Genomic DNA, 25,508 nt, shown 5'->3' with positions numbered 1-25,508 from the left:
TGACCTGTGCGCCCACAAGCCATTAGCCCTAGCTGATGCCAAATGAACCTGCGCAGACCCAGCGCCGCAATGCGCGCGAAATGAAAGTGGTGGTAACTCGCCAGCTGATGCCTTCTGTAGAGGCGCGGATGAGCGAGCTGTTTGATTGCCAGCTCAACACCACTGATGAACCAATGAGCCGCGAGGCCTTGGTCGCAGCGATGAAAAGCTGCGATGTGCTGGTTCCCACCGTTACGGACCGGATTGATGCGGATATGATCGCCGAGGCTGGCGAGCAGCTGGGCCTGATCGCGAGCTTTGGCGCAGGGATCGAGCATATTGATCTGGCCGCTGCGGCGGCGCGCAAGATATTCGTGACCAACACGCCGGGCGTTTTCACCGATGACACCGCCGATATTGCGATGGCGGGCATCATCGGTGTGCCCCGGCGCATTCGCGAAGGCACCGCCTTGGTCCGGCGCGGGGAATGGACCGGATGGGCGCCATCAGGCCTGCTGGGGCGCAAGCTTGGCGGAAAGACGCTGGGCATTGTCGGCATGGGCCGGATTGGCCAGGCGGTTGCGCACCGAGCGCGCGCTTTCGGGCTGGAAATCGCTTATAACAATCGCAAGCGCTTACCAGAAGCGGTTGAGAAGATGTTTGGAGCGCGCTTCGTCGAACAGCTCGACGATTTGCTGGCTGAGGCCGATATCGTGACGCTCCACAGCCCGCTAACCGATGATACCCGCAATATGCTCGATGCCCGGCGCTTTGCGATGATGAAGCCGGACGCTAGCGTGATTAACACCGCGCGCGGGGAATTGATCGATCAAGAGGCGCTGATTGAGGCGCTTTACAATGGTCATCTCGCGGGCGCTGGCCTGGATGTTTATCCCGATGAGCCAAACGTCGACAAACGTCTGCTCCAGCACCCAAATGTCATGACCCTGCCCCATATCGGCAGCGCGACGGCGGAGGGGCGCGAGGCCTCTGGTGAGAAGGTGATCGCCAACATCCGCTTTTGGGCCGATGGGCATCGCCCGCCTGATCAAGTGCTGGAAGCACTCATTTCGGGGTAAGTGGAATTAATGCCATTGATATTGCGCGTGGTTTGAAACAAAGCGCGTGCAAAGGGATCAATTTGAGTAATGACCGCATGGCTCTGCGGCATTGGGGGGACATAAGAATGCTGCGCAAGGCGCTTTCACTCATCATTGCTGCGGGTATGGCTGTACCGGTTTCTGCGCAAGAAGCCGCCGCTGCGGCACCTGCTGCCGTAGTGCCGGACACGGGCGACACCGCTTGGATTTTGGCATCCTCCGCCTTCGTTCTGCTGATGACATTGCCGGGGCTCGCGCTGTTCTACGGAGGATTGGTGCGGTCCAAAAACCTGCTCTCGGTTGTCCTGCAATGCGGTGCGATTGCCGCGGCTGCTTCGGTGCTGTGGGTGATTGTCGGCTACACCGTCGCCTTTGGTCCCGTCACGACAGGCTGGATGGGTGGCGGCAGCGCTTTCATGTTCGATAGCCTCGCCACAGTGCGCGATGGCACTTTGGTGCCGGAAAGCTCATTTGCGCTGTTCCAGATGACCTTTGCGGTGATCACCCCGGCCCTGATGGTCGGCGCATGGGTGGAGCGCGCGCGCTTTGCCTGGGTGCTGGCGTTTTGCGCGCTGTGGGGCCTCGTCGTTTACGCGCCGGTTGCGCATTGGCTGTGGGGTGGCGGTTGGCTCGCAAGCCAGTTCGGCACGCTCGACTTTGCGGGCGGCCTGGTGGTGCACACCACCGCCGGTGTCTCCGCTCTGCTGGTCGCCCTGCTGCTGGGCAAACGTGATGGCTTTCCAAAGAAGCTGATACTGCCGCATGCGCCTGCGTTGACCATGGTTGGTGCGGCGCTTCTCTGGGTGGGATGGTTCGGGTTTAACGGCGGCTCTGCCTTGGGCGCGAATGACAACGCGTCCTCCGCCATCATCAACACGCATATCGCCGCCAGTGCAGCCGCGCTTACTTGGCTGCTGGTTGAACGGCTCGCGCTGGGCAAGCCGACAACGATTGGCTGGGCGACGGGCGCGATTGCGGGCCTGGCCACGATCACGCCAGCGGCGGTGTTTGTCTCACCAGGAGCGGCGATCCTTTTCGGAGTGGCGGGCTCATTGGTGTGTTACGGCGCGATTCAGCTGATCAAGCTGAGATGGCACATTGACGATTCGCTCGATGTATTCGCGGTTCACGGCGTTGGCGGACTGCTAGGCACTATGCTGCTCGCGGTGTTCCTTGCCCCAGAGCTTGGCGGAACGGGCTATTTCCCCGGAATGGATATGAGCAGCCAGCTGCTCGCGCAATTTGTTGGCATAGGCGCGGTCGCCTTGTGGAGCGCGATTGGCACCACAATCCTGGCCCTGATGGTTTCGACGTTCTTCCCAATGCGGGTTGACCAAGAAGAAGAGATCGAAGGCCTGGATGTGACAAGCCACGGCGAGCGCGCCTGGGACATCGACTAGGGTTTTGAGAGGTTAGAGCGCGTCCAAAGCGCGGCTAATCTTGACCCATTCCGATTTGATATGGTCGTGCATTATGACACGCGGCCGGGCCTGCGTCTCGGGTGTCTTGCGGCTTGCGAGCACCCGTTCCAACACGAATTCCTCAGGCCACCCGGCCCATTCGCCCGCAGGGTTTAGCAGGTTGAACGAGAACGCGGGCTCCACCTCGCAGCGGTAGATCGTCTCCAACTCTTCCTTGGTATAGCCCGCCTCAGTGATCATCTCAGCGATGCGGAAATAGTGATGCTCGTCGAGCTCCGTATCGAGGAATGTGTCCGACAGCACCGACCACACGGGCAGCCGTCGGGCGATCTCTTCATCCGTCAGAACCGGCAGCTGAGCCAAGGCGAGCGCTGAGGGGGCACCATCGCGCATTTCCTCGCGCAGAATACCGACCACCTCGCGGATCGCGCGGCGCGATGTAGCGAGCTCCAAATGTTTATAGGGCAGCTCAATCCGCAGGTCTGACTGCTCCGGCGTTCCGGCGGTGCACTCCGGATGGATCACTCCGTCCCTGCTCGACCAAATCGCGAGCGTGCGGACAGGCGGCTTGTCCGACAAATCCTCCTCAAACGGGGGATTATCGACGCTGTGATCGTTCATCGCCTCGTACAGGCGCCAGGCATTGTTTGCCCGGCTGTCGCCGGAAAATGGCGATCCCAATGTCATCGCGAGATCAATGTGATGCGGTAGGCGGTGCGCCAGCAGCCGCGCGTAGAGGCCGCCAAGGCTCCAGCCAATCAGGACAATCTTTTGCGCGGCCTGATCTGACAATCTTTCAACGTGATCTTCCACTGCAGTGATCCGCGCAGGCGTCACCTTTGTGTTGAGCCCATTTTCCCAGCCATGCGCATCAAACCCGGCCTGCCGCAGGTTGGCGATCAACAGGGCGGTCGCGGCATTGTTCGACAGCATACCGGGGATGACGAGCGCGGTCTTGCCGTTCGCAAATGGCTCCACCGGATCGGCGGAACGCAGCGGTGCGACAAAGACCTTAGGCAAAGCCAAGAGCTCGCTGGCGAGGCTAAAAAAACCGGGGCGTGGAGGCTTGGTCTCGGTCACTGCGCAGCACTCAAAGAGAGGGCGTAAAAGCGGTTGTCGCCATTGTCCTGATATCCGCCAAAGGGCTCGGTCTCAGTGAAGCCAAAGCTGCGATAAAGGCCATTTGCAGCGTCAAAAGCAGGATTGATCCCGGTCTCGAGCTTTACGGTGTGAAAGCCATCGGTGCGCGCAATCTCCAGCATGTGCGATAGCAGCCCTTTGCCCGCCCCTCGCCCAGCGGCCTCGCGCGCGGCGCGCATCGACTTGATCTCGGCAAAATCAGGATGCGAACGCAGCGCGCCTACCGCCAGCAAAACGCCGTCTTTCCATGCGCCGAACAGGCGAATATCGGGTGCATTAAGACGCTCAATATCAAAGGCATAGGCCGTGCCGGGCGGAGAGACGACCTGCATATCCGCATGGTGATATTCCAGCAGTTTCAGGATGCTCTCATCCGCAAGGCTGGCTTCGCCAAAGTGCATGAGGTCAATCGCCGATCATAAGTTGTCGAGCTGCGGCATGCCCAGAACGTGGAAGCCGCCATCGACGTGGATGATCTCGCCAGTCGTGAACGCGCCAGCATCGCTGCACAAATAGACCGCTGTGCCGCCCACGGCCTCCAGCGTCGCATTGCTGCGCATCGGGGCATTGGTGTCCGTGTGACGATAGGTTCTGCGCGCGCCGCCAATCGCCGACATGGCCAGCGTCTTCATCGGGCCCGGACTGATCGTGTTGACGCGAATGCCCTCTGGGCCGAGGTCATCGGCCAGATAGCGCACCGCCGATTCCAGCGCGGCCTTGGCCACGCCCATCACGTTGTAATTGGGGGTCACGCGGGTTGAACCCATATAGCTGAGCGTCAGGATCGTTCCGCCATTTTCCACCATCATCGGATGCGCGCGGCGCGTCACCTCGATCAGGCTGTAGGCGGAAATATCCATGCAGTTCTTGAAGTTATCGCGCGAGGTGTCGAGGAACCGCCCGGTCAGCTCCGACTTGTCGGAAAAGGCGATCGCATGGACCACGAAATCGAGCGTGTCCCACCGCTCCTGCAAGGCGGCAAAGGCCGCATCGAGCGAGGCGTCATCGGTCACATCGACATCGAGCATGACGTCCGAGCCGACGCTCTGCGCAAGCGGCTCCAACCTTTTGCCAAATCCCTCACCCTGATAGGTGAAAGCCAGCTCAGCGCCCGCATCAGCGCAGGCCTTGGCAATGCCCCAGGCGATTGAGCGATCATTCGCGACGCCCATCACAAGTCCGCGTTTTCCTGTAAGGACGCCCATGCCTATCTTACCTCACCTATTGGCAGACTATCCTGCGTTAAATTCTCACCCGTGAAATTTCGACATCAGCATCGAACCATTGGTGCCGCCAAATCCGAAGCTATTGGTCATAACCGTATCAAGCCCGGCATTTTCGACCAACTGCGTCGCGATCTCTTCCGGCTTCAATGCCGGGTCGAGAGTTTCCACGTTGATCGACGGAATGATGAAGTCGTGTTCCAGCGCGAGCAGACAATAGATTGCCTCTTGCGCGCCGGTGGCCCCTTGGCTGTGGCCGGTCATCGACTTGGTTGAGCTGACCGGCGGGGTTGAACCTTCGCCAAACACGCGGCGGACCGCTTCGATTTCGCCAACATCGCCAACCGGCGTGGAGGTGCCGTGCGCGTTGATATAGCTGACCTTGCGGTCTTCGCTGAGGGTCTTGATAGCGCCGCGCATCGCCCGCTCGCCGCCCTCACCCGAAGGCGCAACCATGTCTGCACCATCAGACGTCGCGCAGAAGCCGGTGACTTCGGCATAGATTTTCGCGCCGCGTGCCTGTGCATGTTCGAGGCTTTCCAGCACAACCATCGCGCCGCCGCCGCCGATCACAAACCCATCGCGGTCTGCGTCAAACGCGCGGGAGGCGCGCTCCGGCGTGTCGTTATACTTGCTCGACATCGCGCCCATGGCGTCAAACAGGCAGGACAATGTCCAATCCAGCTCTTCACCGCCGCCGCCGAACATGACGTCTTGCTGGCCCAGAGCGATCTGCTGAGCGGCCATGCCGATGCAGTGCAGCGAGGTGGAACAGGCAGACGTGATCGAGAAGTTCATGCCCTTGATCTGATAGGCGGTCGCGAGGTTCGCGCTGACCGTAGAGGACATGGTCTTGGGCACGGCAAACGGCCCGATCCGCTTGGTTGAACCGTTCTTGAGAACTGTCTGATGCGCCGTTAGCATGGCAGAGGTTGACGGCCCGCCCGATCCAGCAATCACGCCGGTCATCGGGTTGATGACGTCTTTTTCTTCCAGACCCGCATCGGCAATCGCCTGTCCCATGGCGATATGCGCATAGGCGGCGCCTGGCCCCATGAAGCGCAAGGTACGTTTATCGACGTGCTCTTTCACATCGAGGTCCACCGAACCCGCGATCTGAGAGCGAAAGCCGTGTTCGGCCATGTCTTCGTTAAAGCTGATGCCGGATTTGCCCGCTTTCAGCGAGGCCAGCACTTCTGCTTGATTGGTGCCAATCGAGGAAACGATCCCCAGTCCGGTAATGACGACGCGACGCATGATCTTCCCCTATCGTCTCTCGGCCTTAGGCCTCTGAGAGCGCAACTTTCATATCTTTAACTTGATAGATGACCTCACCATCGGCCTCTACCCGGCCATCGGCTACACCCATCGTCAAACGCCGGGATTGCATCGCCTTGGTGAAATCCACGAAATAGGTGAGCTTCTTACGGTCAGGCCGCACCATTCCAGTAAGCTTCACTTCGCCCACGCCCAGCGCATATCCGCGTCCCTGCCAGCCGCGCCAGCCAAGGTTGAAGCCAGTGAGTTGCCATAGGCCATCAAGGCCAAGACAGCCGGGCATGATCGGATTGCCAGGAAAATGGCAGTCGAAGAACCACAGGTCCGGTTTGATATCAAATTCGGCCACCACATGGCCCTTGCCATGTTCCCCGCCATCGCCGGAGATATCGGTGATCCGGTCCATCATCAGCATCGGAGGTTCTGGCAATTGCGCATTGCCGGGGCCAAACAATTCGCCCCGCGCGCATTTGAGCAGATCTTCACGGTCAAAGCTGGTTGGAAAATCTGTCATCCCGGGCGGTACTCCTCACCTTTTGGCGTTCCAATTGCGGCTGCGCGTAGCACCCCGCATGGTTGATTTAAAGAGCGCAAGGCCACCTGGTTGATGCTCGCATGAAGTTCGCTAGAGCGATCTGCGCAGGTAGCGCAGCGGATCAGCCCAAGTCCCCTAAACAATGAAAGCTCCCCAGCGGGTTTGACCCCGCGCTTTTCGTGTTTGTGGGAATGGTCGTAAGGTCGCGCGCTGTGCAACACAATGTCACATTTCGCCTGTGACCCCAGACTATCCCCGGAACTCCGCAAGTTTGCAGCGCTTTTGCGCCACTATTCTTTGTTCAGGCTGCACGCCTTGATGGCGCCGGGCTCTGGCCGCGTGTCGGATCGCTCAAAGCGCGCGAAATAGCCTTTGATGTCCGGCTTCTCGAGAAATTCCATCAGGCGGTATCCCGCCGCGTCAAATTCACAAAACAGCAGTTTGGGCGGCATGCCATGGCGGTCAGTGGGCCGGTCGGTGTCGACTACGATCACTTGGCCGCCTTCGGTCAGCGCGGGCCACAGCCGCCACAGGAACGCATAGGGCTCGCTAACCTCGTGATACATATGGACCAGGAAAATCCGGTCGAAGCTGCTGTTCGGCAATTGCGGATCGTCCACTTCGCCCAGCTTGATCGAGATGTTTTCCAGCCGCTCTTTCTCAACCCGGCGGCCCAGCCGTTCCAGAGCATCGCGGTCAATATCCTGAGCCAGCACCCGGCCTGCCTCGCCCACACGCTCCGCCAGGCGAACGGTGTAATACCCCTCGCCCGCGCCAATATCGGCGACCGTCATGCCCTCGCCTATATTGGCCAGATCCATGACTTTTTGCGCCTCACCGCGATCATCGCGCGCGTCCTCATTAGAGAACTGGTTTGAGGTGATCGTCGAAACGGGCCTGTCAGGCAGCGGAAACTCAAGCGCGCTTTCCGGCCGATCGCTTTGCTCCGCCTGCGGTATGCATGCGGCCAGGGCCGTGACAAGAGCCAGAGAGCCCAAAAATTGTGTTATGCGGCTATTCATCGTTCGGCGCGCTTACATACCCAAATGCAGAATGGCAAAAGCTGTGTCGCTGTGATCGGTGTTTTGGGCAAGTCTTGATAGGGGTTTTGATGTTTCAGCGGATGATTGTGTCTTTTGTGATGGCGCTTGGGCTGTCTGGTTGTTGGATATCAGAAGAAGACCTGTTCACGCCTGAGGATTATGCGGCGGTCGAACTGGAGGGGGATTACATCGACAAAATCGGCGCGATCCAGGAAGATGATTTGGAACGCATGACCGTCAGTGTTGAGGCAGATCGGCGGATCAAATGGACTGCAATCACTAGCAGACCAGCCCAGATAGATGGCGGCCCGCCTGTCACTCGTGAGGAAGTGGACTACACCGCATTCATCAAGATCCCCGATGCGCCGGACGGGTGGCATCTCGCTTTTGGTTTCAAGCGTTCTGGTAAGCCCGAACCGGTCTATCTGCTAGCAAATATACAGCCAAATCGTGGGATAAAACTCTATCTGCCAGACTGTCTGGGAACAGCGATTAGGCCCGGCGTAGAAATCAGCAGTGAGACGCCAGGAATTGCAACGTTTTGCAAATTTGAAACTCGCAAGGCTCTGTTTTCAGCTTCGCGCAATGCGATCGCGTTCATTGAACGGCCTCAGCCGATCAAAATTTTGCCGATTGCCGACTATCGGCCCGTCCCATCATATTGAAAGGGCGCGTTCCAATTTGGCTTACTCCACGTCTTCTACTTCGACCGTCTCACCCGTCACGCGCTGAGCAAGAGCGGCGGAGATATAAGGATCAAGCGCGCCGTCTAGCACGTCATCGGGCGAGCTTGAGGTGACGCCGGTGCGCAGGTCTTTGACCATCTGATACGGCTGCAGCACGTAAGAGCGGATCTGGTGCCCCCAACCGATGTCGCTTTTCTCTTGGTATTCGCCAGACGCGACCGCTTCACGTTCGGCCATTTCGCGCTCAAATAGACGCGCTTTCAGCATGTTCATCGCGGTTGCGCGGTTCTTATGCTGGCTGCGGTCGTTTTGGCTGGCGACCACAATGCCGGTTGGCTGGTGCGTGATCCGCACCGCGCTGTCGGTGGTGTTGACGTGTTGTCCGTCGGCGCCAGATGCGCGGTAGGTGTCGATCTTGAGGTCGCCTTCGTTGATTTCAACCTCGAAATCATCATCGATCACCGGATAGACCCAGACCGAACTGAAGGAGGTGTGGCGGCGAGCATTGCTGTCATAGGGGCTGATCCGCACGAGACGGTGAACGCCGCTTTCGGTCTTGGCATAGCCATAGGCATTCTCGCCTTTGACCAGCAGAGTGGCCGATTTGATGCCAGCAGCCTCGCCCGCCTGATATTCGACCGTCTCGATCTTATAGCCGCGCCGTTCGGCCCAGCGGCCGTACATGCGAAACAGCATTTCGGCCCAGTCCTGGCTTTCGGTGCCGCCAGCGCCCGCGTGAATTTCAATATAGGTGTCGTTGGCGTCGGCCTCGCCTGAGAGCAGCGCTTGCACCTTGTCGGCGTCCGCACGATCGGCGAGCTTCTCAAGGCTTTTGAGGCCATCATTGATAATGTCCTCTTCGCCCTCGGCTTCGCCCATCTCGATGAACTCGATCGCATCGGCCATTTCGGAGGAGATATCGCGCACCGTCGCAACGGCGTTTTCGAGCGTCTTTTGCTCACGGCTGACCGCCTGCGCTTCCTTGGGATTGTCCCACAGGCTGGGGTCCTGAACCCGCGCGTTCAGCTCATCCAGACGCCGCAAAGCGCGCTCCCAATCGAGCGACAGGCGCACCAGATCAAGCGCAGCTTCGATCCGGTCGATATTGGCTTGCGCCTCTGCGCGCATGGCAAATCCTTTGCGGTGTTTGGATGGCCCCGATTAACGGGCGGGCCGTGATTGTAAAGTTTGAGCGGGAACAGCGGCGGCGGATTGAGCGGACGCGCCGCTAATACAGACCGCCTTGATCCTCGACAAAGTCCGCTACCTCATCATTGCTCGCCTCATCCGCCTGAGCTGCGCCGCCGCGTGCGGATTTGATCAGTTCCAGGATTTCGTCACGCTTGGCCGCGATTTCATCAGCGCGGGTCGAACGCTCTGGCTCAGTGTCCGGCTTGAACGCTTCCCAGATGATGGCTGAGCGCTTGTCATTGGTGGGCCAGCCATCAAGCACTCGCTTGCCTGAGCGGCGGTCCACCCGGACCATCCGGACGCCCGCTGGCGCGATTGCCGGAAGGTCAGACCATTTGTCGCGCGATTCGCGGATCAGGGTCTTGATGATCGGGGCTGCGATAGTGCCGCCCTGGGCGTAGCCACCCATATTGCGGGGCGTATCGAAACCAACATAAGCGCCCGCGATCAGCTCTTGCGTGCCGCCGATGAACCAAACGTCCTTTGGCCCGGTGGTTGTGCCGGTCTTGCCAAACAGCGGCAGGCCCAGATCGTTGAGCACGGTGGCGGTGCCGCGATCAACAACGCCCTTCAGCATATGCATGGTCTGGAAGGCTGTGCGCGCGTCCATTGCTTGCTCACCCTTCAGGCCAAAGCGCGGCATCGGCTTGCCATCCCATTTCGGCATATTGCAGCCATCGCATTTGCGATTGTCCGCCCGGTAAATCACCTTGCCATCGCGGTCCTGCACATAGTCGATCACGGTCGGATCATTCAGGCGTCCATGATTGGCGAGCGCGGCATAGGCAGCCGTCATCTTCATCACGGTGGATTCGCCAGCACCCAATGCAAAGGCCGGATACGGATCGTAGCTGCCAATGCCCAGATCTTCGATCTGCTGAACGACATTGTCCATGCCGGCAGTCATACCGATCTGCACCGTCATGATGTTCTGCGATTGCTCCAGGCCATAGCGCAGCGGAAATTCGCCCGCGCGACCGCCGCGAATGCATTTCTCACCCAGGCGGCGGCCCTGGTAATAGCAATAGCGCGAGTTATCGATTTCAGTCGATGGGGTCATGCCGTGGTCAAGGCCGGTGGCATAGACGAACGGCTTGATGGTCGAGCCCGGCTGACGCTCTGCTTGGGTCGCTCGGTTAAAGTCGGACAAGCGATAATCGAACCCGCCCTGCATCGCCAGCACGCGGCCATATTGCGCGTTTTGAACCACGAGCCCGCCTTGCGCATGCGGAATGGCCTGCACGCGGTAGCCATTCCCGCTCGGCACCACGGCGATCACATCGCCTGCTTTCAAAGCGTTTGGCAGTCCGCTCAGCGGTTTCTCTTCGCCATCAGAAAAGCCGATTGTCGCGCTGGACCCGCTGCGATTGGTGACCACGCCCACACGCCAGTTTTCGTAATTCACGCTGATGTTAGAGCTGGCGAGCTGGCTGTCCCACGCCCCGTCATCGAAATTGATCGTCGCAATCGGTCCGCTCCAACCGCGGCTACCGTGATAGCGTACGAGGCCTTGGCGCAGTGCTTTGCGCGCGGCGTCCTGCATCTCTGGATCGAGCGAGGTGCGCACCCATAAGCCGCCAGCGTAGACGCTGTTTTCGCCATCCTCAGCGCTTTCGCCAAAGTCAGCGATCAGCTTGCGGCGGACTTCTTCGAGGAAATAGCCTGCATCAGCGGAGCGCTGGGTGCGTTGGCGGACCAGCCCTAGCGGTTTGGCTTTGGCGGCGGCCTCTTCCTCAGCCGTGATGAAGCCGTTTTCTTCCATCTGCGAGAGGACGAAATCGCGGCGTTCCATCGCGCGTTCTTCATTGGCCGCGCGGCCATAGCGCTCCGGCGCCTTTGGCAGGATCGCGAGGAAGGCCATTTGGTGGAGTTCCAGATCAACAACATCGCGGTCAAAATAGGCGCGGCTTGCCGCTTGCACGCCGAAGCTGCGGCGGCCCAGCGGAATTTCGTTGAGGTACAGCTCAAGAATTTCCTGCTTGGTCATCACCCCTTCGATGCGGCTCGCCAGGATCATTTCCTTCAGCTTACGCGTGACGGAATATTCATCGCCCAGTAGCAAGTTCTTTGCCACCTGCTGGGTAATGGTGGAGCCGCCCACGGCGCGGTCGCCCGAGCCAAGCTTGCTGACATAGTCGAACACCGCATTGGCCGTGCCGGTGATATCGACGCCGCCGTGCGAGAAGAAGGTCTTGTCTTCTGCTGAAAGATAGGCCTCAACCAGCTTTTCCGGGAAGTCTGGATATTGCAGTTGGACCCGGCGTTCGCGGGCGTAAGAGTGCACAATCTCGCCGTCGATCCCGCGCACCACGGTGGGCAGCGGGGTCTCATAATCGAGCAGGCCCTCGGCATCCGGCAGATCGCGCGCCAGGAATACCCAGCCCGCAACCCATGCCAGCAACATAACAATCAGGCCAAATGCGCCGAGCTTAAACAGCAGGCTCGATTTCCATTTCGCCTTGAACCAACCGCCCGCTGCGCTCAGGTCTCTGCCCAAGCGATAGCGGAAATATTCAAGCGATGTCTGTTGGGTGGACTCAGTCATAATTGATCGCGTCTTAGCATGAGTGATTTTGCGGGCGCTAGCGTCTTGTGTCTGATTATCCGATGAACCTAAGGCTTGTCGTCAGATTGCATCAGTGGACGCGTTTATCTCTCCGCTCGCCGCGCGAAATAAATACGGATCGCGCGTGCCAAAACACGGGCGTAGGTCGCGCGACCTTCTTCCGTGGTGAGGCGCGCACGGTCGGCTTGGTTAGTCACAAAACCGCTCTCAAATAGAACCGAGGGTACGTCGGGAGCTCTCAGAACGGCTAAAGCAGCGGAGCGCTGAGGCGTGCTGACAAAGGCGAGTTCCCCCTCGCCTTCACGAACGATCAGCGAGGCGAGATCGGATGAGCTGTCCTGTGTCTGCTGCTGCGACAATTCGACCAAGATCGCGCTGACCTCTTCGCTTTGCCCGTCAATCGCGAGACCGTTCACGCGGTCAGCATCGTTCTCTCGCGCGGCGAACCGGGCGGCGGCTTCACTCGAGGCCTCGGACGATAGAGTGTAAATGCTCGCGCCAGAGACATCGGTTGTGCCGCCAGCGGAATCGGCGTGGATCGAGACGAACAAGTCGGCGTTCAATTGCCGCGCGATCTCTGGCCGGTCGCCCAGTGGTACAATGCTGTCATCGCTGCGCGTCATGGCCACTCGAATACCGCCATCCGCCAGCAATTGGTCGCGCAGCTCCAATGCTATTGCGAGCGTTACATCCTTTTCGCGAACAACTTGGCCATCGGGCGTCTCGCCGACCGCGCCTGGATCGCGCCCGCCATGCCCTGCATCGATCACGATCAGCGGGCGGGTCATATCGTCCGGGCCGGTGATGTCCGGCAAAGCCAGCGGTCCGCCCTCCCCGCCAAGACTAATGCGCTGAACATAGTCGCGGCCGAGTTGCGGAACCGGGATCTTCACGCCCGCCGCGATCGCCCCGCCCACCAGCAGGGCTAAGCAGCAGGATAACCATCAGGATCAGCGTGCGCAGTGACATATCCATAATGGCGTAGTGTGTTGTGATAGGAGAACGCAATATGGTTGCGGCATCTAACCCACGATGCTAACAGGATTTCATCGAAAAATTGGCTAGGCGCGGTGGGATAGCCCGGTGCGACTCGCCAATTTGTTCTCGACGCCTGGGCAGAACCCTTTTGCCAAGGCCACTTAACAGGTTGATGCAGTGACGAGACGCTTCTCCTCGCAATTCCAGTCGCAGCGCCCGGCGCTGGCGACGGTTTGTGCGAGCCGAAACGGGGGCCATGAATTTGGTCAATCCCGCACTCTTGCCGCAGCAGACACATTCATCAAACCCCGCGCAATTGGTGCTCGGGGATCCGATAAATCGACCGGCTCTAGCGATGTCTTCCAAGACATTTGGCGAGCCGTTTCATCATACAAATTGCGTTTTATGAGCGGCCACCGAGCCGCCATAGGCGCGTGGAGACAACATAATGGCAACGCGCATGCTAATCGATGCGCGCCACTCGGAAGAGACCCGGGTGGCGGTACTAAAAGGCAACCGGATTGAGGAGTTCGACTTTGAATCTGCCGAACACAAGCAGATCAAAGGCAATATTTATCTAGCCAAAGTTACCCGGGTAGAACCATCGCTGCAGGCGGCTTTTGTCGACTTTGGCGGAAACCGGCATGGCTTCCTCGCCTTTAGCGAAATTCACCCGGACTATTACCAGATCCCTCAGGATGATCGGGAGCGCTTGCTCGCTGAAGAAGCGGAGGCCGCCGAAGAAGAGGCGCGCCTGCGCGCTGAGGAAGAGGACGAAGGCAATGTCCCTGGCGAAGAATATGACGCCGAGGACGAATCCGCTGAAGCTCTGGCAGAAGATCTCGCCGAAGACGGCATGGAAGAGATCGACACCTCTGAAAAAGACAAAGTCGCCACCATCGAAGAAGGCACCGTCGATGGCGATGACGACGATGATGACGACGACGACAGCTCAGACGATGACGCCGAAGATGGCGAGACATCTGACGAAGAAAACTCCGAGGAAGACGACAAGCCGCGCCGTGGACGCGGTCGCCGAGGGCGCAATGGTCGCCGCCGCCAAGGCGGAAAAGGCGACAGCAAGAAAAGCCGCAGCCGCGCGAAAGAAGTCGACGAAGTGCGCGCCAAGCGTATGGCGCTGCGCCGCCGCTACAAGATCCAAGACGTTATCCAGCGCCGCCAGGTGATCCTGGTTCAGGTCGTGAAGGAAGAGCGCGGGAACAAGGGCGCAGCCCTCACCTCCTATCTCAGCCTCGCGGGCCGTTACACTGTGCTGATGCCAAACAGCTCACACGGCGGCGGGATCAGCCGCAAGATCAATTCTTCGTCTGATCGCAAGCGTTTGAAGCAAGTCGTGTCCGATCTCTCGCTGCCCAAGACCATGGGCCTGATCGTTCGGACCGCTGGCATCAGCCGCACCAAGACCGAGATCAAGCGTGACTTTGATTACCTAGCCCGTTTGTGGGACGAGATCCGTCAAAAGACGCTGTCCTCCACCGCGCCGTCGCTGGTCCATTCTGACAGCGATCTGATCAAGCGGGCGATCCGCGACATCTACAATCGCGAGATTGAGGAAGTGATCGTTGAGGGCGAGGAAGGCTATAAGTCGGCCAAGAGCTTCATGAAGATGCTCATGCCCAGCCACGCGCGCCGGGTGAAAGCCTATTCCGATCCCGTTCCACTGTTCCAGCGCTACGGCGCAGAGGATCAATTGCGGGCGATGTATGATCCAGTGGTCCAGCTCAAATCGGGCGGTTATCTGGTCATCAACCCGACCGAGGCTTTGGTCTCAATCGACATCAACTCCGGCCGCTCCACCAAAGAGCACGGCATTGAACAAACCGCCGTTGCCACCAACCTAGAGGCGGCGCGCGAAATCGCCCGTCAATTGCGCTTGCGCGATATGGCTGGCCTCGTCGTGATCGACTTCATAGACATGGAATACAATTCCAACGTCCGCAAAGTCGAAAAGCAGATGAAGGAAGCTCTGAAGAGTGACCGTGCCCGCATCCAAGTGGGCCGCATCTCTGGCTTTGGCCTGATGGAAATGAGCCGCCAGCGTCTGCGGACCGGCGTGCTTGAGGCGACAACCCGCGAATGCCCGCATTGCGATGGCACTGGTCTGGTTCGCACCGCTTCTTCTGCAGGCCTGTCTGCTCTTCGCATTATCGAGGACGAAGCAGCCAAGGGCAGAGGCACAATCATTCGCTTGTCTGCCAGCACAGAAGCGGCGGTTTACCTGCTCAACGCCAAACGCAGCGATCTCGCTGAGATTGAAGACCGTTACGGCGTGAATGTCGAAGTCGTCCCCGAAGGCGAAGACGAAGGCGCGAAGATGAGCGTGGCCAGTGCTGGCCCTCGCCCAACGCACGCACCGAAATTTGAGCCCATCGTCGATGAAGATGACGATGATGATCTGCCGGAAGAGAGCTTCGACGAAGACGATGACGATGATGACGCGCCGAAGAAAAAGCGTCGCCGCCGCCGCCGTGGTGGCCGGGGCCGCAACAAGAACCGCGACGAAAATCGCGGTGATGATGCAGCCAATGACGACAGCGAAGATGGCGACAATCGCGATGGCGGGCGTGAAGCCTCCAACGACGATGATGGCGAAGATAAGCCAAAGCGCCGCCGCCGCCGTGGTGGCCGTGGTCGCCGCCGCAAGGAAGGCGACAACGCATCTGAGGAAGCAGCCGAGAGCGTAGAAGCAAGCTCAGACGAAGCGGAAGCGGCACCTGCTGACGAAGCTGCGACCGAAGAAGCGCCTGCCGACGAGAAGCCAAAGCGCAAGCGCGCTTCGCGGGCCAAGAAAAAGCCTGAGCCGGAAGCTGAGACCGAAGCGGCTCCAGCTGAAGATGCTCCTGCAGATGAAGCGCCTGCCGAAGAGAAACCGAAGCGCAAGCGGGCATCACGGGCAAAGAAGAAGCCTGAGGAAGCTGCAGAAGTGGCGGATGCTCCTGAGGCAGAAGCTGACGAAGCACCGGCCAAGAAAAAGGCGCCTGCTAAAAAGAAGGCTCCGGCCAAGCCGCGCGCTAAGAAAAAACCTGCGGCCAAGGCAGACACCGAAGCTTCGGCAAGCGAGAGCGCGCCTGCTGAACCGAAAACAGAGGTTGCTGAAGAAGCACCAGCTGCTGGCGGCAAGGCTAAGCGTGGCTGGTGGCAGCGGACATTTGGCGAGTAATATCGCGCTTTAGCTGAGTAAGTTCAGTTCTATAGCGGCAATCGTAAGCCGGGGATGATAACTACATCCCCGGCTTGCGCGCCACGCCCCATTCGTTCCACATCGCAAACTTGGGAGCCTTTGGCAGGTAACCCTGCCCATGCGGCTCCACATCAAAACCCGCCCCTCGCAGAGCCGAACCGATGGGCCGCGTCAGATGGCACCCGCCTGCGAGCTTTTTCCAGATCGGCTCAATCCGATCCTGCCATTTGGCCACGTCCGGGTCCGGCGCGCGGCCATGCTCCAGGAACAGCACTTGCCCGCCGGGTCTTAGGATGCGGCGCATTTCTGACATCACCTGAGCCGGATCTTCGACCGTGCATAGAGTGAATGTGCACACCACATTGTCAAACGATCGGTCTGCAAAGGGAATTGCCTCACCTACCCCTTCACGAATGTCAGCGGGCCAGCCTTTAGCCTCCGCTGCGGCTCTTGCTTGGTCGAGCAGCGCCCCATGCGGATCAATCCCGGCAAAGCTGGTGACGGCACCGCGATCATAAAACTGGTGGTTTAGCCCGCCGCCGCAGCCCAGCTCAAACACATCGCCGCGAGCGAGCGGCACGACCTTTGAGCGGCGTTTCATCACTTGGCCCTGCGCGCATGCAAATCCGACGAGGCGCGGCATTATATGCGCATCATACCATTCTTGAACGGCCATCGGCACCCTCCCAAGACCAACAGGAGGTCAGTGTACCGCAGTTTTTCTAAAAGCCAATCATGCGCTTGTGATCAGGCGAAGGTCAGCGTCTTCTCCCGCAATTTGTCCGCAACCAGCCCCAGATCATGCGCGAGGTGGCGCTCGACCTCAGCCGCGCTCATCTCAGCCCACGCGCTCATGATTGGCATGGACAGGCCAACCCGCAAAGTGCCGCCCCACCCGCCATCTTGCCGCACACATTTGACCGGTTGGCCAAGGCGCACGCCATCATGGGCGAGCTCTTTATGCAGCGCCTGCGCATCATCAAAGGTGCGCAGACCCGGCAGCATGCTGACATCGAGCGTCACCAGAGTGCGCATTTCAATCGGCAGATCGAGCTGAGCACCCTCGGCAGAGGTGAAGTTGGGCAGCACGCGCTTTATGCCAAGCGGCTCGATAATCAGTGCCTGAAACGCCGCTTCAAACGCCGCGATCATTGCTTCAACTCGGTCTGGCGCGATCCGCTGAAACCGCTCAAGCTCAAACACGGCGGCTTCCAAACGCAGGGCGAGCGAGCGGTTCTCGCCCTCGCCCAATGCCTGGGCGCCCGGCCAGCTATCGGGAAATTCGGCCCGGTTGAAGATTTGCGCAAATCCACGGGGCAGTGGCGTCGCTCGGGCGGCCACGGCGGAGGGCACAACGGCAAAGCCATTGAACGGCGGCGCGCCCATAAACTTCGATCCGGTCAGCAGAACAATGCAGCCGCGCTCTATATAGGCCGCAATTGCGGGGCTGGTGATGCGGGCTTGGCAAGCATCAACAACAAAGGTCGCATGCTCGCCGTAACGCGCCTGTAGCTCGTCGAGGTCGGTGAGATCGGGCAGGACCAGCCCGGTCTTTGAACCATGGACAATGTGCACCAGAGCGTGGCGATCTGAGGCTTTGGCAAGCTCAATCTCGCTCGCGAGGCTCTGGGCGATCTCCGCGCTGGAACAAGCGACACCTTCGGTGCAGCGGACCGGTACATCGACCAGGCTGATCGGGCAGCAACCCGCAACATCTTCGCGCGGAGTTGAGGCAATGCCGAGAGCCGTCGCCTCAGCAAAATAGCGCCCATGAGCGGAGTGGATGCAGCCACTGCCGATCTCATCCGCGCCGAGCAGGATATTGTGGATACCGCCAGATGCGCGGCCATGCACGCTGGCCAGCGCAACATATTCCAGATCAGTGCCGGAGGCCGCGAACACGATCTCGCTTGTTGCACACAGAGAATAAGCGGCTTTGATCCGCTGCCTCAGGCCATCCAGCTGGTCTGAATATTTCGGGCGGTGCTTTGCTGCTTCCAGCGCCAGGAGATGCGAAAAAGCAGGACCGGAAATATCGCTGACCGTGGAGGAGGAATAGGCCACCACATCGCGCGGATAGGGCGCAGAATGATATTTGTTGAGGCCTGTACCCGCGTTCAAAGTGATCCGCTCGTCCCCTCCAGAGGACAGCGCGCGAACCAAAGCGTCACATTCTGGCGTTCGATCAAGCCCGTTTTCGGGTCTGTTGTATTTTATCGTTGTGATGAGCGACCGTTCCCGCGGTTTATTAAATGCGACCCAGCGTTGCTATATTCACGGTCATAAGCGATGGGAAGAGCAACCACGCCGGACCGGTTGATTACCCGGGTAAGTTTTCCGCTGGCGCCGCTCGTCCCGCCGCCGTAAATGCGCGGCTCCAAACCGCTTGCTAGGCATGAAAACATGACAGACACGCTCACCCCTTTGCGCATTCCCGATGAGGTCAAAAAGCGCGTGCATATCCTGTTCCTTGCGAAAAACGCGCTGTGGGAGGGGGAGATACATCCTGAGGATGGCAACCATGCGATGTACCACCGCGAAATGCGTGAGGTGCTGGAGGGGCTTGGGCTGAAGCTGACTATTACGCAGACGTTCGATATCCTGTTTGATCCGCCGAAGGATATGGATTTCGTCTTTCCGCTGCTCAACCGCGCGGGCTTTTTCAATTCAGAAATGCTGGTGCCGCTGCTTTGTGAGCGCGCGGGCATTCCCTATCTCGGCGCCAGCCCGATCCTTCGCGGCCTGTCGGATGACAAGCATTTGGCGAAGCGCGCAGCCGTGGATGCGGGCGTTCCGACCGCGCCTTGGGCGATTTACCGCAAAGGCGCTCCGATTGAGCAGGCAAAATGCCCTAAGGCGGATCGCTATGTGATCAAACCCAATGCTTCGTCGGCAAGCTGGGGCGTGGGTGACGCGCGCGATTGGGCGGGCGTGAAGGCTGCTGTGGAGCGCATCCACAATGACGAGAGCAATGGCGGGCAAGACGCGATTGTTGAGCCGTTCCTGGATGGCAGCGATGTCGAAGTGCCAGTCGTCACCATCAATGGTGAACCGCAGATACTGCCGATGATGATCTTCCGCCAGGCGGACCCGTCGCATCTGCGCACCTATCAGGAAAAGCGCGATCTGGTCGACCGCAGCCAGAAATACGCGCTCGAGCATTTTGAGCACCCAGAACTGACTGCGAAGATCGCCGAGCTGACCAAGCGCAGCTGGGAAGAATACCGCCCGTTTGATTATGGCCGGTTCGAATTCCGTGTGAACGAGGACACGGGCGAGATCACCTTCCTGGAGCTCAACCTCAACTGCAATCTGTGGTCGCAAAAGGTCTTTGGCCGCGCGGCGGAGCTTGCCGGATGGAGTCAGGAAGACCTGATCGAAACGCTGATCGCTGAGGGCTTGCAGCGGAACGGAATTGTCTGAGCGGGATTATCCCAAATTGCGGTGAAGAGCGGACATCACGCAGCGCCCGCCCTCCACTCTCTTTGACTTTAGTCTTAGAACTCCCCCGCGACACCTGCGCGTACGCTGGTGGAATTGCCGCTGCGGCGTAGGTGACTCCTGCTGTGATAGCGAAATCGCCTTCAAAGCGGTGCATCAGGCCTGCTGAGAAGCCCACCTCGCCGCGGTAGGTTGCCACGTTGCTGGCGTAGCTCGTCTTGCCCGCTGCGCTTGGGAAGTGCGGGTTGGCTTGCGCTGCGATCGAGGCAATGCCGCGCTGCGCGTCTCGGTCGATTGTGTTGGTCAGATCGAACAGAGTGCTGACCCGCCCCGACAGCGCATCGAATTGCGCCGTGGAGACTTGCGCAACCGCATTGAGCGCCACCCGTACGTTATCGACCGAGGCGGCGGTGGCCACGCTTTGACGGCCCAGTGTGCCGTTGGCGTCTACGGTCACCGCATCAACAGGACCAACCTGAGCATCTGTCGATGCAGCAATATCGCCAATGCGCACCGATGAACCCGCGCCGCCCAATGTCACTTGGTTCCCGGCTGTTGTCGTCGCATCGCGGCCAATCGCCGTTGAGCTGGCAAAGCCCGCACTCGCCCCGCGGCCCACTGCTGTGGAATTCACGCCCGTTGCATCTGCCGCAAAGCCAATCGCTGTTGTCCGCCCGCCGCTGGCATTCGCTGTCGCGCCAATGGCTGTTGCATCAAGCCCCGCTGCGGCCGCCTCTGCGCCGATCGCCGCTGCTGCTTCTCCCGAAGCATTGGCAAGCTTAGCCAACCGCGATAGAGATTGTTCCGCTCGCTTCTGCAGCCCTGCCAAGAGCCATCGCTGACGCACCGCTCGCGGTCGCCGCATTACCAAAGGCAACCGCATTGTTCGCGGTAGCCGCAGAGTTGCGGCCAAAGGCCGCGGAGAAGGTCCGTGTGCTTTGCGCGTTCACCCCAAAAGCGCTGGCGCCAAACCCGCTGGCCACCGCATCCGATCCGACTGCCGCCGCAAAAGAAGCCGTTGCCTGAGCGCCAAGCCCATCTTCATCCGCGCCGTCGCCGCCAATCGCAATCGATGACGTACCGGCTGAACTGGTATCCACACCCAGAGCAATGCTCCTGTTGCCAGTCGCGCTCGCTCCAGCAGCACCGGCAAAGCTGTCCTCAGCATTCGCCACCGCATCCGCGCCCAGCGCAACCGCGCCGGCAGCAGTCGCCTGCGCTCTGGCGGCACCGGCAAAGGTACCTACACCAGTCGCATCCGCATCCACTCCTAGCGCGGTAGCGCCAACATTCTGCGCAACGGATCGCCTGCCCACGGCCACCGCATCCAGGCCATTACTAAAGGCTCCTGCGCCCAATGCGACCGCGCCGTCTGTTGTTGTGCTGGAACTCGCCCCAAGCGCGATGGCGTCAGTCCCCCTTGCATCAGCACCTCCGCCTTCGCCGGATTCCGGCGACCGGCCGCCAATCGCGATTGAAGCAGCCCCTATCGCGTCAGAGCTGTCGCCGCGCGGCAAAGCTGCTTGCACCGGCAGCATTCGTAAATCGGCCAATTGCGGTCGCCCCTTCGTCCCTCGCTTGGGCAGAGGAACCAATCGCAACGGCTGCATCGCCACCAAAAGCGAAAGCACCGGTTCCAATCGCAATTGCGTTTCTTTCCGACGCGCTTGCACTGCCGTCAGTCTCATCCGTTCCAATCGCGATTGCACCGGTGGCACTGGCAATGGCGCCCGTGCCCAAAGCAGTGGCGCGCTCGGCTGTGGCCTGGGCTGTCGCACCAATTGCCGTTGCGCCAGTGGCCGTTGCCTGTGCACCAGGGGCTACTTCTGAACCCAAGTTGCCGCCAATCGCGGTGGCGCCCGTTGCGCTGGCGGCTGAACTGAAGCCAACTGCCACAGAGGTTCCGCCGGTCGCATCGGCTCCCGCGCCGAAGGCGGAAGCTCCGTCCCCGGTCGCGCTGCTGATCAAACCGACACTTGTCGCAAATGTCCCAGAAGCAGATGAGCGCTCGCCGAGCGCTACAGCCCCTGAGCCTTCTGCGGCTGCATCCTGCCCAATAGCAATCGCTCCTCCTGAGGTTGTGCTGGCAGCGCGACCGATTGCAATCGAATCGTCTGACAGGGCGTCAGCACTCGCGCCCAAAGCGACAGCGCCTTCGCCGGTTGCCTGCGCGCCTGAGCCGATTTCGCCATCTTGATTTCCGCCAATGGCAATGGCTCCTATCCCGCTGGCCTCAGAACTGTGACCAAGCGCTACTGCGGAGTCTCCGGTCGCAGCAGCCTCGCTGCCAATTGCGGTGCCTAAAAAAGAATCTGTGAAGGCAAAATCGCCAATTGCGATAGAGCTGAATCCACCGGCTTCGGATTGTGAACCAAGAGCAACCGATTCATTTCCGGTCGCAAAAGCGCTTGCGCCAAAAGCGCTTGCAGCAGCACCGCTGGCTATCGCGCCCGAGCCGACCGCGGTCGAAATATCTCCACTGGCCTCAGACCCGGCTCCAACAGCCGTGGTGCCAAACATGCTCGCCACGGCATCTGAACCAATGGCCGTGGAATTAATATCAGTGGCTTGCGCGCCCAAAATGTCTGCATCGCCGCCATCACCGCCGATGGCTGTTGTGCCAGTTTGCGTAGCATTCGTAGCCACGCCAATTGCTGTAGACCCAGACCCAGAGGCGAGGCTGTTAACGCCGAATGCACTCGAATTGGCGCCGCTCGCATTTGCCGAAACGCCTACTGCAGTGGTTTGTACACTTGTAGCTCGGCTGATAGTGCCAATTGCCGTTGAATTTCCCCCAGTGGAAACCGAGTCTGCGCCAATCGCTGTTCCCCTGAGTGACGATGCGTCCGCGCCCACTCCGCAAGCGAGCGTGTCATCATCACCATTATCGTCGGTGGCACCGCCAGTGGTATCGACATTTGTATCGGCATTGCCATCACCATTGGTGTCAAGCAGGCAGGTTTCGGCCTGCGCAGGTGCGGGTTGGAAAGTCAGCGCAGCCAAAGTTGCTGTGGCGGCGGTCGAAAGCAGAAGTGTCTTTTTCATAGGTAATGTCCCTGTCTTGATCGTGGTTTTCACATTCAAGACGAGGCACTTTTGGTTGCTGCCCATATAATAGAGCGGCCCAATGAGGTGTGACCGATTGGAAGGGTCGTACGTTGACCAATCAACCACACCTCACCGGCAGGGCGCCTCGTCTTCACGACAGGTGATGACAGGCGACCGTTGTAATGAGCGTTGTAAAAGCGTTGTAAAAAGCGTTGTAATTTGCGTTTTCGGCCACTTTTTTTGCGAAAAATGGGCTTTTTTGGATTTTGGCGCGATTTTGGCCGAATTTTCTCTGGCCAAAGCGAATCACTGCAACGCCGCGCGAATCACCTTGATTCGGAGAATGGGGGCGCGGGATTGAGGCTCAGCTGAGAATTTCCACGCCCTTCCAATCGAACACTCGGCCACTGTGGGCCGCATCCAGGCCGCTCAGCACATCGAGCAGATGCGCGGCGGATTTTGCAGGCGTGAACAATTGGCCGTCGGGCAGGCCCTTTTGGAAAGGCTCTGACAGAGCGCTGTCGACGGTCCCGGGGTGCAGGCCGACAACCACGCTTTCCTTGTGCGTGCGGGCCATTTCCAGTGCGAAGTTTTTGAGCAACATATTGAGCGCGGCTTTCGAGGCGCGGTAACTGTGCCATCCGCCCAGCCCGTTGTCCGAGGTTGAGCCGACGCGGGCCGATAAAGCCGCGAACACACCTCGACCCTCACGCGGGAGCAGCGGCAACATGTGCTTGGCGATCATCGCCGGGCCGATGGTGTTGAGCGCCAGCACCTCCGCCATCGTGGCGGGGTCGAGGCGTTTGTAGGTCCGCTCTGGCCCGCGCCCATCGGCCAAGGTCAGCACGCCGGTGGCGATGATGATCATTTGCGGCGGGGTGTCCTGCATCATGCTGGCGGCGCGTGCGATGCTGGCCTCGTCCTGTAGGTCAAAGGCAAAGGGGATGATGCCCTCGCCCGATGGCTCAGTGCCCGCGCGCGATCCGGCGTAGATCCGCTGTGTGCCGCCTTGCGCCAGCGCTTCGCACAGAGCGCGGCCAATCCCTCCGCCCGCGCCAAAGACGGCGGCGGTGGCTGGCCAAGGGGTGGAGCCATCCGAATTGCTGTGTCCTACATCGCTCATGCGAGGTAAAAGGCGGCAATGGCGTGTAGGTTCCGCATATCCCGCAATTGGCTGATCGGTTTTCTCGATCAATCGGGCGGTTTTGATCGATTGGTTTTCGCCGCTAGGACTGTGTTCCAGGCGTTCCAAGCGTGGCTTACGCGCGACGAAGCGTTGAGGGCATGGGCGGTGACCGGGCACCGTGAACGTTACTCAACAATTGTGGTCATACTCGCAACACTCCGCGTCTTGCCCTCGCGCGCTAAGGCGTTAGATAGGTGTCACAAGGCAATGGGATCAGATTTGTAATGGCGACTTTCACGCTTCCTAAGAACTCAAAGATCAGCAAGCAGGGCAAAGTGCACAAGGCCCCAGAGGACGCCAACGCTGGCCGCGCGAAGTCGTTCAAGATCTATCGCTATGATCCCGATAGCGGCGACAACCCGCGCTATGACAAGTTTGAGATCGATCTCGACAATTGCGGTCCGATGGTGCTCGACGCGCTGTTCAAGATCAAGAACGAGGTTGATCCCACCCTCACCTTCCGTCGCTCTTGCCGCGAGGGGATCTGCGGGTCTTGCGCGATGAACATGAATGGCAAGAATGGCCTGGCGTGCACGACCGCGATTGAAGACCTGAAGGGTGAGGTTCGCATCACCCCTCTGCCGCATATGGATGTGATCAAGGACTTGGTGCCGGACTTCACGCACTTCTATGCGCAATATGCGTCCATTCGCCCATGGCTTCAGACGGTTACGCCGACACCTTCGGGTAAAGAGCGGTTGCAAACGCCGGAGCAGCGCGAGCAATTGGATGGGCTTTATGAGTGCATTCTGTGCGCTTGCTGTTCGACCAGCTGCCCGAGCTATTGGTGGAATTCTGACAAGTTCCTGGGCCCTGCGATCCTGCTTCAGGCGTACCGCTGGCTCGCGGATAGCCGCGATGAGATGACGGGTGAGCGGCTCGATCAGTTGGAGGATCCCTTCCGCCTGTATCGCTGTCACACGATCATGAACTGCGCCAATGTCTGCCCGAAAGGCCTCTCGCCAGCAAAGGCGATTGCAGAGACCAAGAAGATGATGGCAGAGCGCGAAATCTGATCCGGTGACGTTAGACGACGAGGTATTCGAGCATACCCCCGATCCTGACAATCCGGGTTGGAATCACTGGAATCTGAAAGACCAGACGCTGTTCAATGGCGCAGTGATGGGGAAGCTGATCACGCGGCCAGAGGGGGCAAGTGCTTAGCTGCGCATGTTCCCGGAGCGGCGGCATGAGAACCTGCAGGGCATCATCCACGGCGCGGTGACGCTCAGCCTGATCGATATCTCCATGTTTACAACGATGCATGTGGTGGGCAGCGGGAATGCCGGCCCCTCAGTAACGCTGGAGCTTTCGACGCAGTTCGTGGGCGGCGGGGATCCTAAGCGGCCGCTCGATGCGGTGACGGAGATCGTGCGCGAGACCGGCCGCATGCTGTTCCTGCGCGGGCAGGTGGTGCAGGACGCCGATGTGGTCGCGAGCTATTCCGGCATTGTGCGCAAGATGAAGCCGCGCGCATGAGCAGCGCTGAGT

General features: G+C 59.6%; 21 protein-coding genes. 7 read left to right on the top strand and 14 right to left on the bottom strand.

Going from position 1 to position 25,508, the window contains the following annotated elements; all coding sequences use genetic code 11:
* The first annotated feature begins 35 nt into the window (after positions 1 to 35).
* Together AC0V6U_RS05725 and AC0V6U_RS05720 are read left to right on the top strand one after the other, a co-directional pair.
* Positions 36 to 1,058 carry a 2-hydroxyacid dehydrogenase gene (locus tag AC0V6U_RS05725; RefSeq protein ID WP_472645229.1) on the top strand — a complete coding sequence of 341 codons (1,023 nt, stop codon included), beginning with the start codon at positions 36 to 38 and terminating at the stop codon, positions 1,056 to 1,058.
* 146 nt (positions 1,059 to 1,204) lie between these two features.
* Positions 1,205 to 2,479, top strand: a complete 1,275-nt coding sequence (locus AC0V6U_RS05720) for an ammonium transporter (protein WP_486169537.1) — start codon at positions 1,205 to 1,207, stop codon at positions 2,477 to 2,479.
* A 12-nt stretch (positions 2,480 to 2,491) separates the two neighbouring features.
* Here the strand turns inward: AC0V6U_RS05720 and AC0V6U_RS05715 are convergent, their stop codons facing one another.
* From AC0V6U_RS05715 to AC0V6U_RS05690, 6 genes are all read right to left on the bottom strand, one after another.
* Positions 2,492 to 3,580, bottom strand: coding sequence for a lipase family alpha/beta hydrolase (locus tag AC0V6U_RS05715; protein WP_472645227.1), 1,089 nt, complete (start codon positions 3,578 to 3,580; stop codon positions 2,492 to 2,494).
* Positions 3,577 to 4,041 (bottom strand): GNAT family N-acetyltransferase, encoded by a 465-nt coding sequence (locus tag AC0V6U_RS05710; RefSeq protein WP_472645226.1) that lies wholly within the window; start codon positions 4,039 to 4,041, stop codon positions 3,577 to 3,579. The genes AC0V6U_RS05715 and AC0V6U_RS05710 overlap by 4 nt, the downstream gene beginning before the upstream one ends.
* A gap of 15 nt (positions 4,042 to 4,056) precedes the next feature.
* Positions 4,057 to 4,845, bottom strand: a complete 789-nt coding sequence (locus tag AC0V6U_RS05705) for an enoyl-ACP reductase FabI (protein ID WP_472645225.1) — start codon at positions 4,843 to 4,845, stop codon at positions 4,057 to 4,059.
* 45 nt (positions 4,846 to 4,890) lie between these two features.
* Positions 4,891 to 6,120, bottom strand: a complete 1,230-nt coding sequence (locus AC0V6U_RS05700) for a beta-ketoacyl-ACP synthase II (RefSeq protein ID WP_472645224.1) — start codon at positions 6,118 to 6,120, stop codon at positions 4,891 to 4,893.
* A gap of 25 nt (positions 6,121 to 6,145) precedes the next feature.
* Entirely contained in the window at positions 6,146 to 6,655 is a 510-nt protein-coding gene (gene fabA, locus AC0V6U_RS05695; protein ID WP_472645223.1) for a bifunctional 3-hydroxydecanoyl-ACP dehydratase/trans-2-decenoyl-ACP isomerase, read from the bottom strand.
* 311 nt (positions 6,656 to 6,966) lie between these two features.
* Positions 6,967 to 7,698 carry a class I SAM-dependent methyltransferase gene (locus tag AC0V6U_RS05690; protein ID WP_472645222.1) on the bottom strand — a complete coding sequence of 244 codons (732 nt, stop codon included), beginning with the start codon at positions 7,696 to 7,698 and terminating at the stop codon, positions 6,967 to 6,969.
* 89 nt (positions 7,699 to 7,787) lie between these two features.
* Between AC0V6U_RS05690 and AC0V6U_RS05685 the strand changes: the two genes are divergently transcribed.
* The gene (locus AC0V6U_RS05685) at positions 7,788 to 8,384 is read left to right on the top strand and encodes a hypothetical protein (RefSeq protein WP_472645221.1); all 597 of its coding nucleotides are present in this window, start codon (positions 7,788 to 7,790) and stop codon (positions 8,382 to 8,384) included.
* A 21-nt stretch (positions 8,385 to 8,405) separates the two neighbouring features.
* Here AC0V6U_RS05685 and prfB read toward each other — a convergent pair whose 3' ends face one another.
* From prfB to AC0V6U_RS05670, 3 genes are all read right to left on the bottom strand, one after another.
* Positions 8,406 to 9,533: a peptide chain release factor 2 gene (prfB, locus tag AC0V6U_RS05680; protein ID WP_472645220.1), complete on the bottom strand. Its 1,128-nt coding sequence runs from the start codon at positions 9,531 to 9,533 to the stop codon at positions 8,406 to 8,408.
* A gap of 100 nt (positions 9,534 to 9,633) precedes the next feature.
* Complete coding sequence (locus AC0V6U_RS05675) at positions 9,634 to 12,141, bottom strand: penicillin-binding protein 1A (protein WP_472645219.1); 2,508 nt, start codon at positions 12,139 to 12,141, stop codon at positions 9,634 to 9,636.
* 104 nt (positions 12,142 to 12,245) lie between these two features.
* The gene (locus tag AC0V6U_RS05670; RefSeq protein ID WP_472645218.1) at positions 12,246 to 13,079 is read right to left on the bottom strand and encodes an N-acetylmuramoyl-L-alanine amidase family protein; all 834 of its coding nucleotides are present in this window, start codon (positions 13,077 to 13,079) and stop codon (positions 12,246 to 12,248) included.
* Between the two features lie 509 nt (positions 13,080 to 13,588).
* Between AC0V6U_RS05670 and AC0V6U_RS05665 the strand changes: the two genes are divergently transcribed.
* Positions 13,589 to 16,321, top strand: coding sequence for an Rne/Rng family ribonuclease (locus AC0V6U_RS05665; protein ID WP_472645217.1), 2,733 nt, complete (start codon positions 13,589 to 13,591; stop codon positions 16,319 to 16,321).
* A gap of 61 nt (positions 16,322 to 16,382) precedes the next feature.
* On the opposite strand, the gene AC0V6U_RS05660 is transcribed toward AC0V6U_RS05665, so the two are convergent.
* A complete protein-coding gene (locus tag AC0V6U_RS05660; RefSeq protein ID WP_472645216.1) occupies positions 16,383 to 17,018 on the bottom strand; it encodes a class I SAM-dependent methyltransferase in 636 nt (211 codons plus the stop codon).
* 71 nt (positions 17,019 to 17,089) lie between these two features.
* A complete protein-coding gene (locus AC0V6U_RS05655) occupies positions 17,090 to 18,463 on the bottom strand; it encodes a hypothetical protein (protein WP_472645215.1) in 1,374 nt (457 codons plus the stop codon).
* Positions 18,464 to 18,745: 282 nt separating this feature from the next.
* Between AC0V6U_RS05655 and AC0V6U_RS05650 the strand changes: the two genes are divergently transcribed.
* Positions 18,746 to 19,765 (top strand): D-alanine--D-alanine ligase family protein, encoded by a 1,020-nt coding sequence (locus tag AC0V6U_RS05650; protein ID WP_472645214.1) that lies wholly within the window; start codon positions 18,746 to 18,748, stop codon positions 19,763 to 19,765.
* A 797-nt stretch (positions 19,766 to 20,562) separates the two neighbouring features.
* Here AC0V6U_RS05650 and AC0V6U_RS05645 read toward each other — a convergent pair.
* The 3 genes from AC0V6U_RS05645 to AC0V6U_RS05635 all read right to left on the bottom strand — a co-directional run bounded on the left by AC0V6U_RS05645 (position 20,563) and on the right by AC0V6U_RS05635 (position 23,954).
* Complete coding sequence (locus AC0V6U_RS05645; RefSeq protein WP_472645213.1) at positions 20,563 to 21,336, bottom strand: hypothetical protein; 774 nt, start codon at positions 21,334 to 21,336, stop codon at positions 20,563 to 20,565.
* The gene (locus AC0V6U_RS05640) at positions 21,278 to 22,828 is read right to left on the bottom strand and encodes a hypothetical protein (RefSeq protein ID WP_472645212.1); all 1,551 of its coding nucleotides are present in this window, start codon (positions 22,826 to 22,828) and stop codon (positions 21,278 to 21,280) included. Before AC0V6U_RS05640 ends, AC0V6U_RS05645 begins: the two co-directional genes overlap by 59 nt.
* A 367-nt stretch (positions 22,829 to 23,195) precedes the next feature.
* Positions 23,196 to 23,954, bottom strand: coding sequence for an SDR family NAD(P)-dependent oxidoreductase (locus tag AC0V6U_RS05635; protein ID WP_472645211.1), 759 nt, complete (start codon positions 23,952 to 23,954; stop codon positions 23,196 to 23,198).
* Between the two features lie 287 nt (positions 23,955 to 24,241).
* Here AC0V6U_RS05635 and AC0V6U_RS05630 point away from each other — a divergent pair, with 287 nt between their 5' ends.
* Both AC0V6U_RS05630 and AC0V6U_RS05625 read left to right on the top strand, forming a co-directional pair.
* Positions 24,242 to 25,033 carry a succinate dehydrogenase iron-sulfur subunit gene (locus tag AC0V6U_RS05630; protein ID WP_472645210.1) on the top strand — a complete coding sequence of 264 codons (792 nt, stop codon included), beginning with the start codon at positions 24,242 to 24,244 and terminating at the stop codon, positions 25,031 to 25,033.
* A 154-nt stretch (positions 25,034 to 25,187) separates the two neighbouring features.
* Complete coding sequence (locus tag AC0V6U_RS05625) at positions 25,188 to 25,496, top strand: PaaI family thioesterase (RefSeq protein ID WP_472645209.1); 309 nt, start codon at positions 25,188 to 25,190, stop codon at positions 25,494 to 25,496.
* Positions 25,497 to 25,508: the final 12 nt, after the last annotated feature.

Source organism: Erythrobacter sp. W36 (genome assembly GCF_057364935.1).
This window is presented reverse-complemented; position numbering and strand designations above follow the sequence as displayed.

Coding starts and splice junctions, on each gene's coding strand:
- AC0V6U_RS05725 (WP_472645229.1), top strand. CDS start 36: ATGCCAAATGAACCTGCGCAGACCCAGCGCCGCAATGCGCGCGAAATG.
- AC0V6U_RS05720 (WP_486169537.1), top strand. CDS start 1,205: ATGGCTGTACCGGTTTCTGCGCAAGAAGCCGCCGCTGCGGCACCTGCT.
- AC0V6U_RS05710 (WP_472645226.1), bottom strand. CDS start 4,041: ATGCACTTTGGCGAAGCCAGCCTTGCGGATGAGAGCATCCTGAAACTG.
- AC0V6U_RS05705 (WP_472645225.1), bottom strand. CDS start 4,845: ATGGGCGTCCTTACAGGAAAACGCGGACTTGTGATGGGCGTCGCGAAT.
- AC0V6U_RS05700 (WP_472645224.1), bottom strand. CDS start 6,120: ATGCGTCGCGTCGTCATTACCGGACTGGGGATCGTTTCCTCGATTGGC.
- fabA (WP_472645223.1), bottom strand. CDS start 6,655: ATGACAGATTTTCCAACCAGCTTTGACCGTGAAGATCTGCTCAAATGC.
- AC0V6U_RS05690 (WP_472645222.1), bottom strand. CDS start 7,698: ATGAATAGCCGCATAACACAATTTTTGGGCTCTCTGGCTCTTGTCACG.
- AC0V6U_RS05685 (WP_472645221.1), top strand. CDS start 7,788: ATGTTTCAGCGGATGATTGTGTCTTTTGTGATGGCGCTTGGGCTGTCT.
- prfB (WP_472645220.1), bottom strand. CDS start 9,533: ATGCGCGCAGAGGCGCAAGCCAATATCGACCGGATCGAAGCTGCGCTT.
- AC0V6U_RS05675 (WP_472645219.1), bottom strand. CDS start 12,141: ATGACTGAGTCCACCCAACAGACATCGCTTGAATATTTCCGCTATCGC.
- AC0V6U_RS05665 (WP_472645217.1), top strand. CDS start 13,589: ATGGCAACGCGCATGCTAATCGATGCGCGCCACTCGGAAGAGACCCGG.
- AC0V6U_RS05660 (WP_472645216.1), bottom strand. CDS start 17,018: ATGGCCGTTCAAGAATGGTATGATGCGCATATAATGCCGCGCCTCGTC.
- AC0V6U_RS05650 (WP_472645214.1), top strand. CDS start 18,746: ATGACAGACACGCTCACCCCTTTGCGCATTCCCGATGAGGTCAAAAAG.
- AC0V6U_RS05640 (WP_472645212.1), bottom strand. CDS start 22,828: ATGAAAAAGACACTTCTGCTTTCGACCGCCGCCACAGCAACTTTGGCT.
- AC0V6U_RS05635 (WP_472645211.1), bottom strand. CDS start 23,954: ATGAGCGATGTAGGACACAGCAATTCGGATGGCTCCACCCCTTGGCCA.
- AC0V6U_RS05630 (WP_472645210.1), top strand. CDS start 24,242: ATGGCGACTTTCACGCTTCCTAAGAACTCAAAGATCAGCAAGCAGGGC.
- AC0V6U_RS05625 (WP_472645209.1), top strand. CDS start 25,188: ATGTTCCCGGAGCGGCGGCATGAGAACCTGCAGGGCATCATCCACGGC.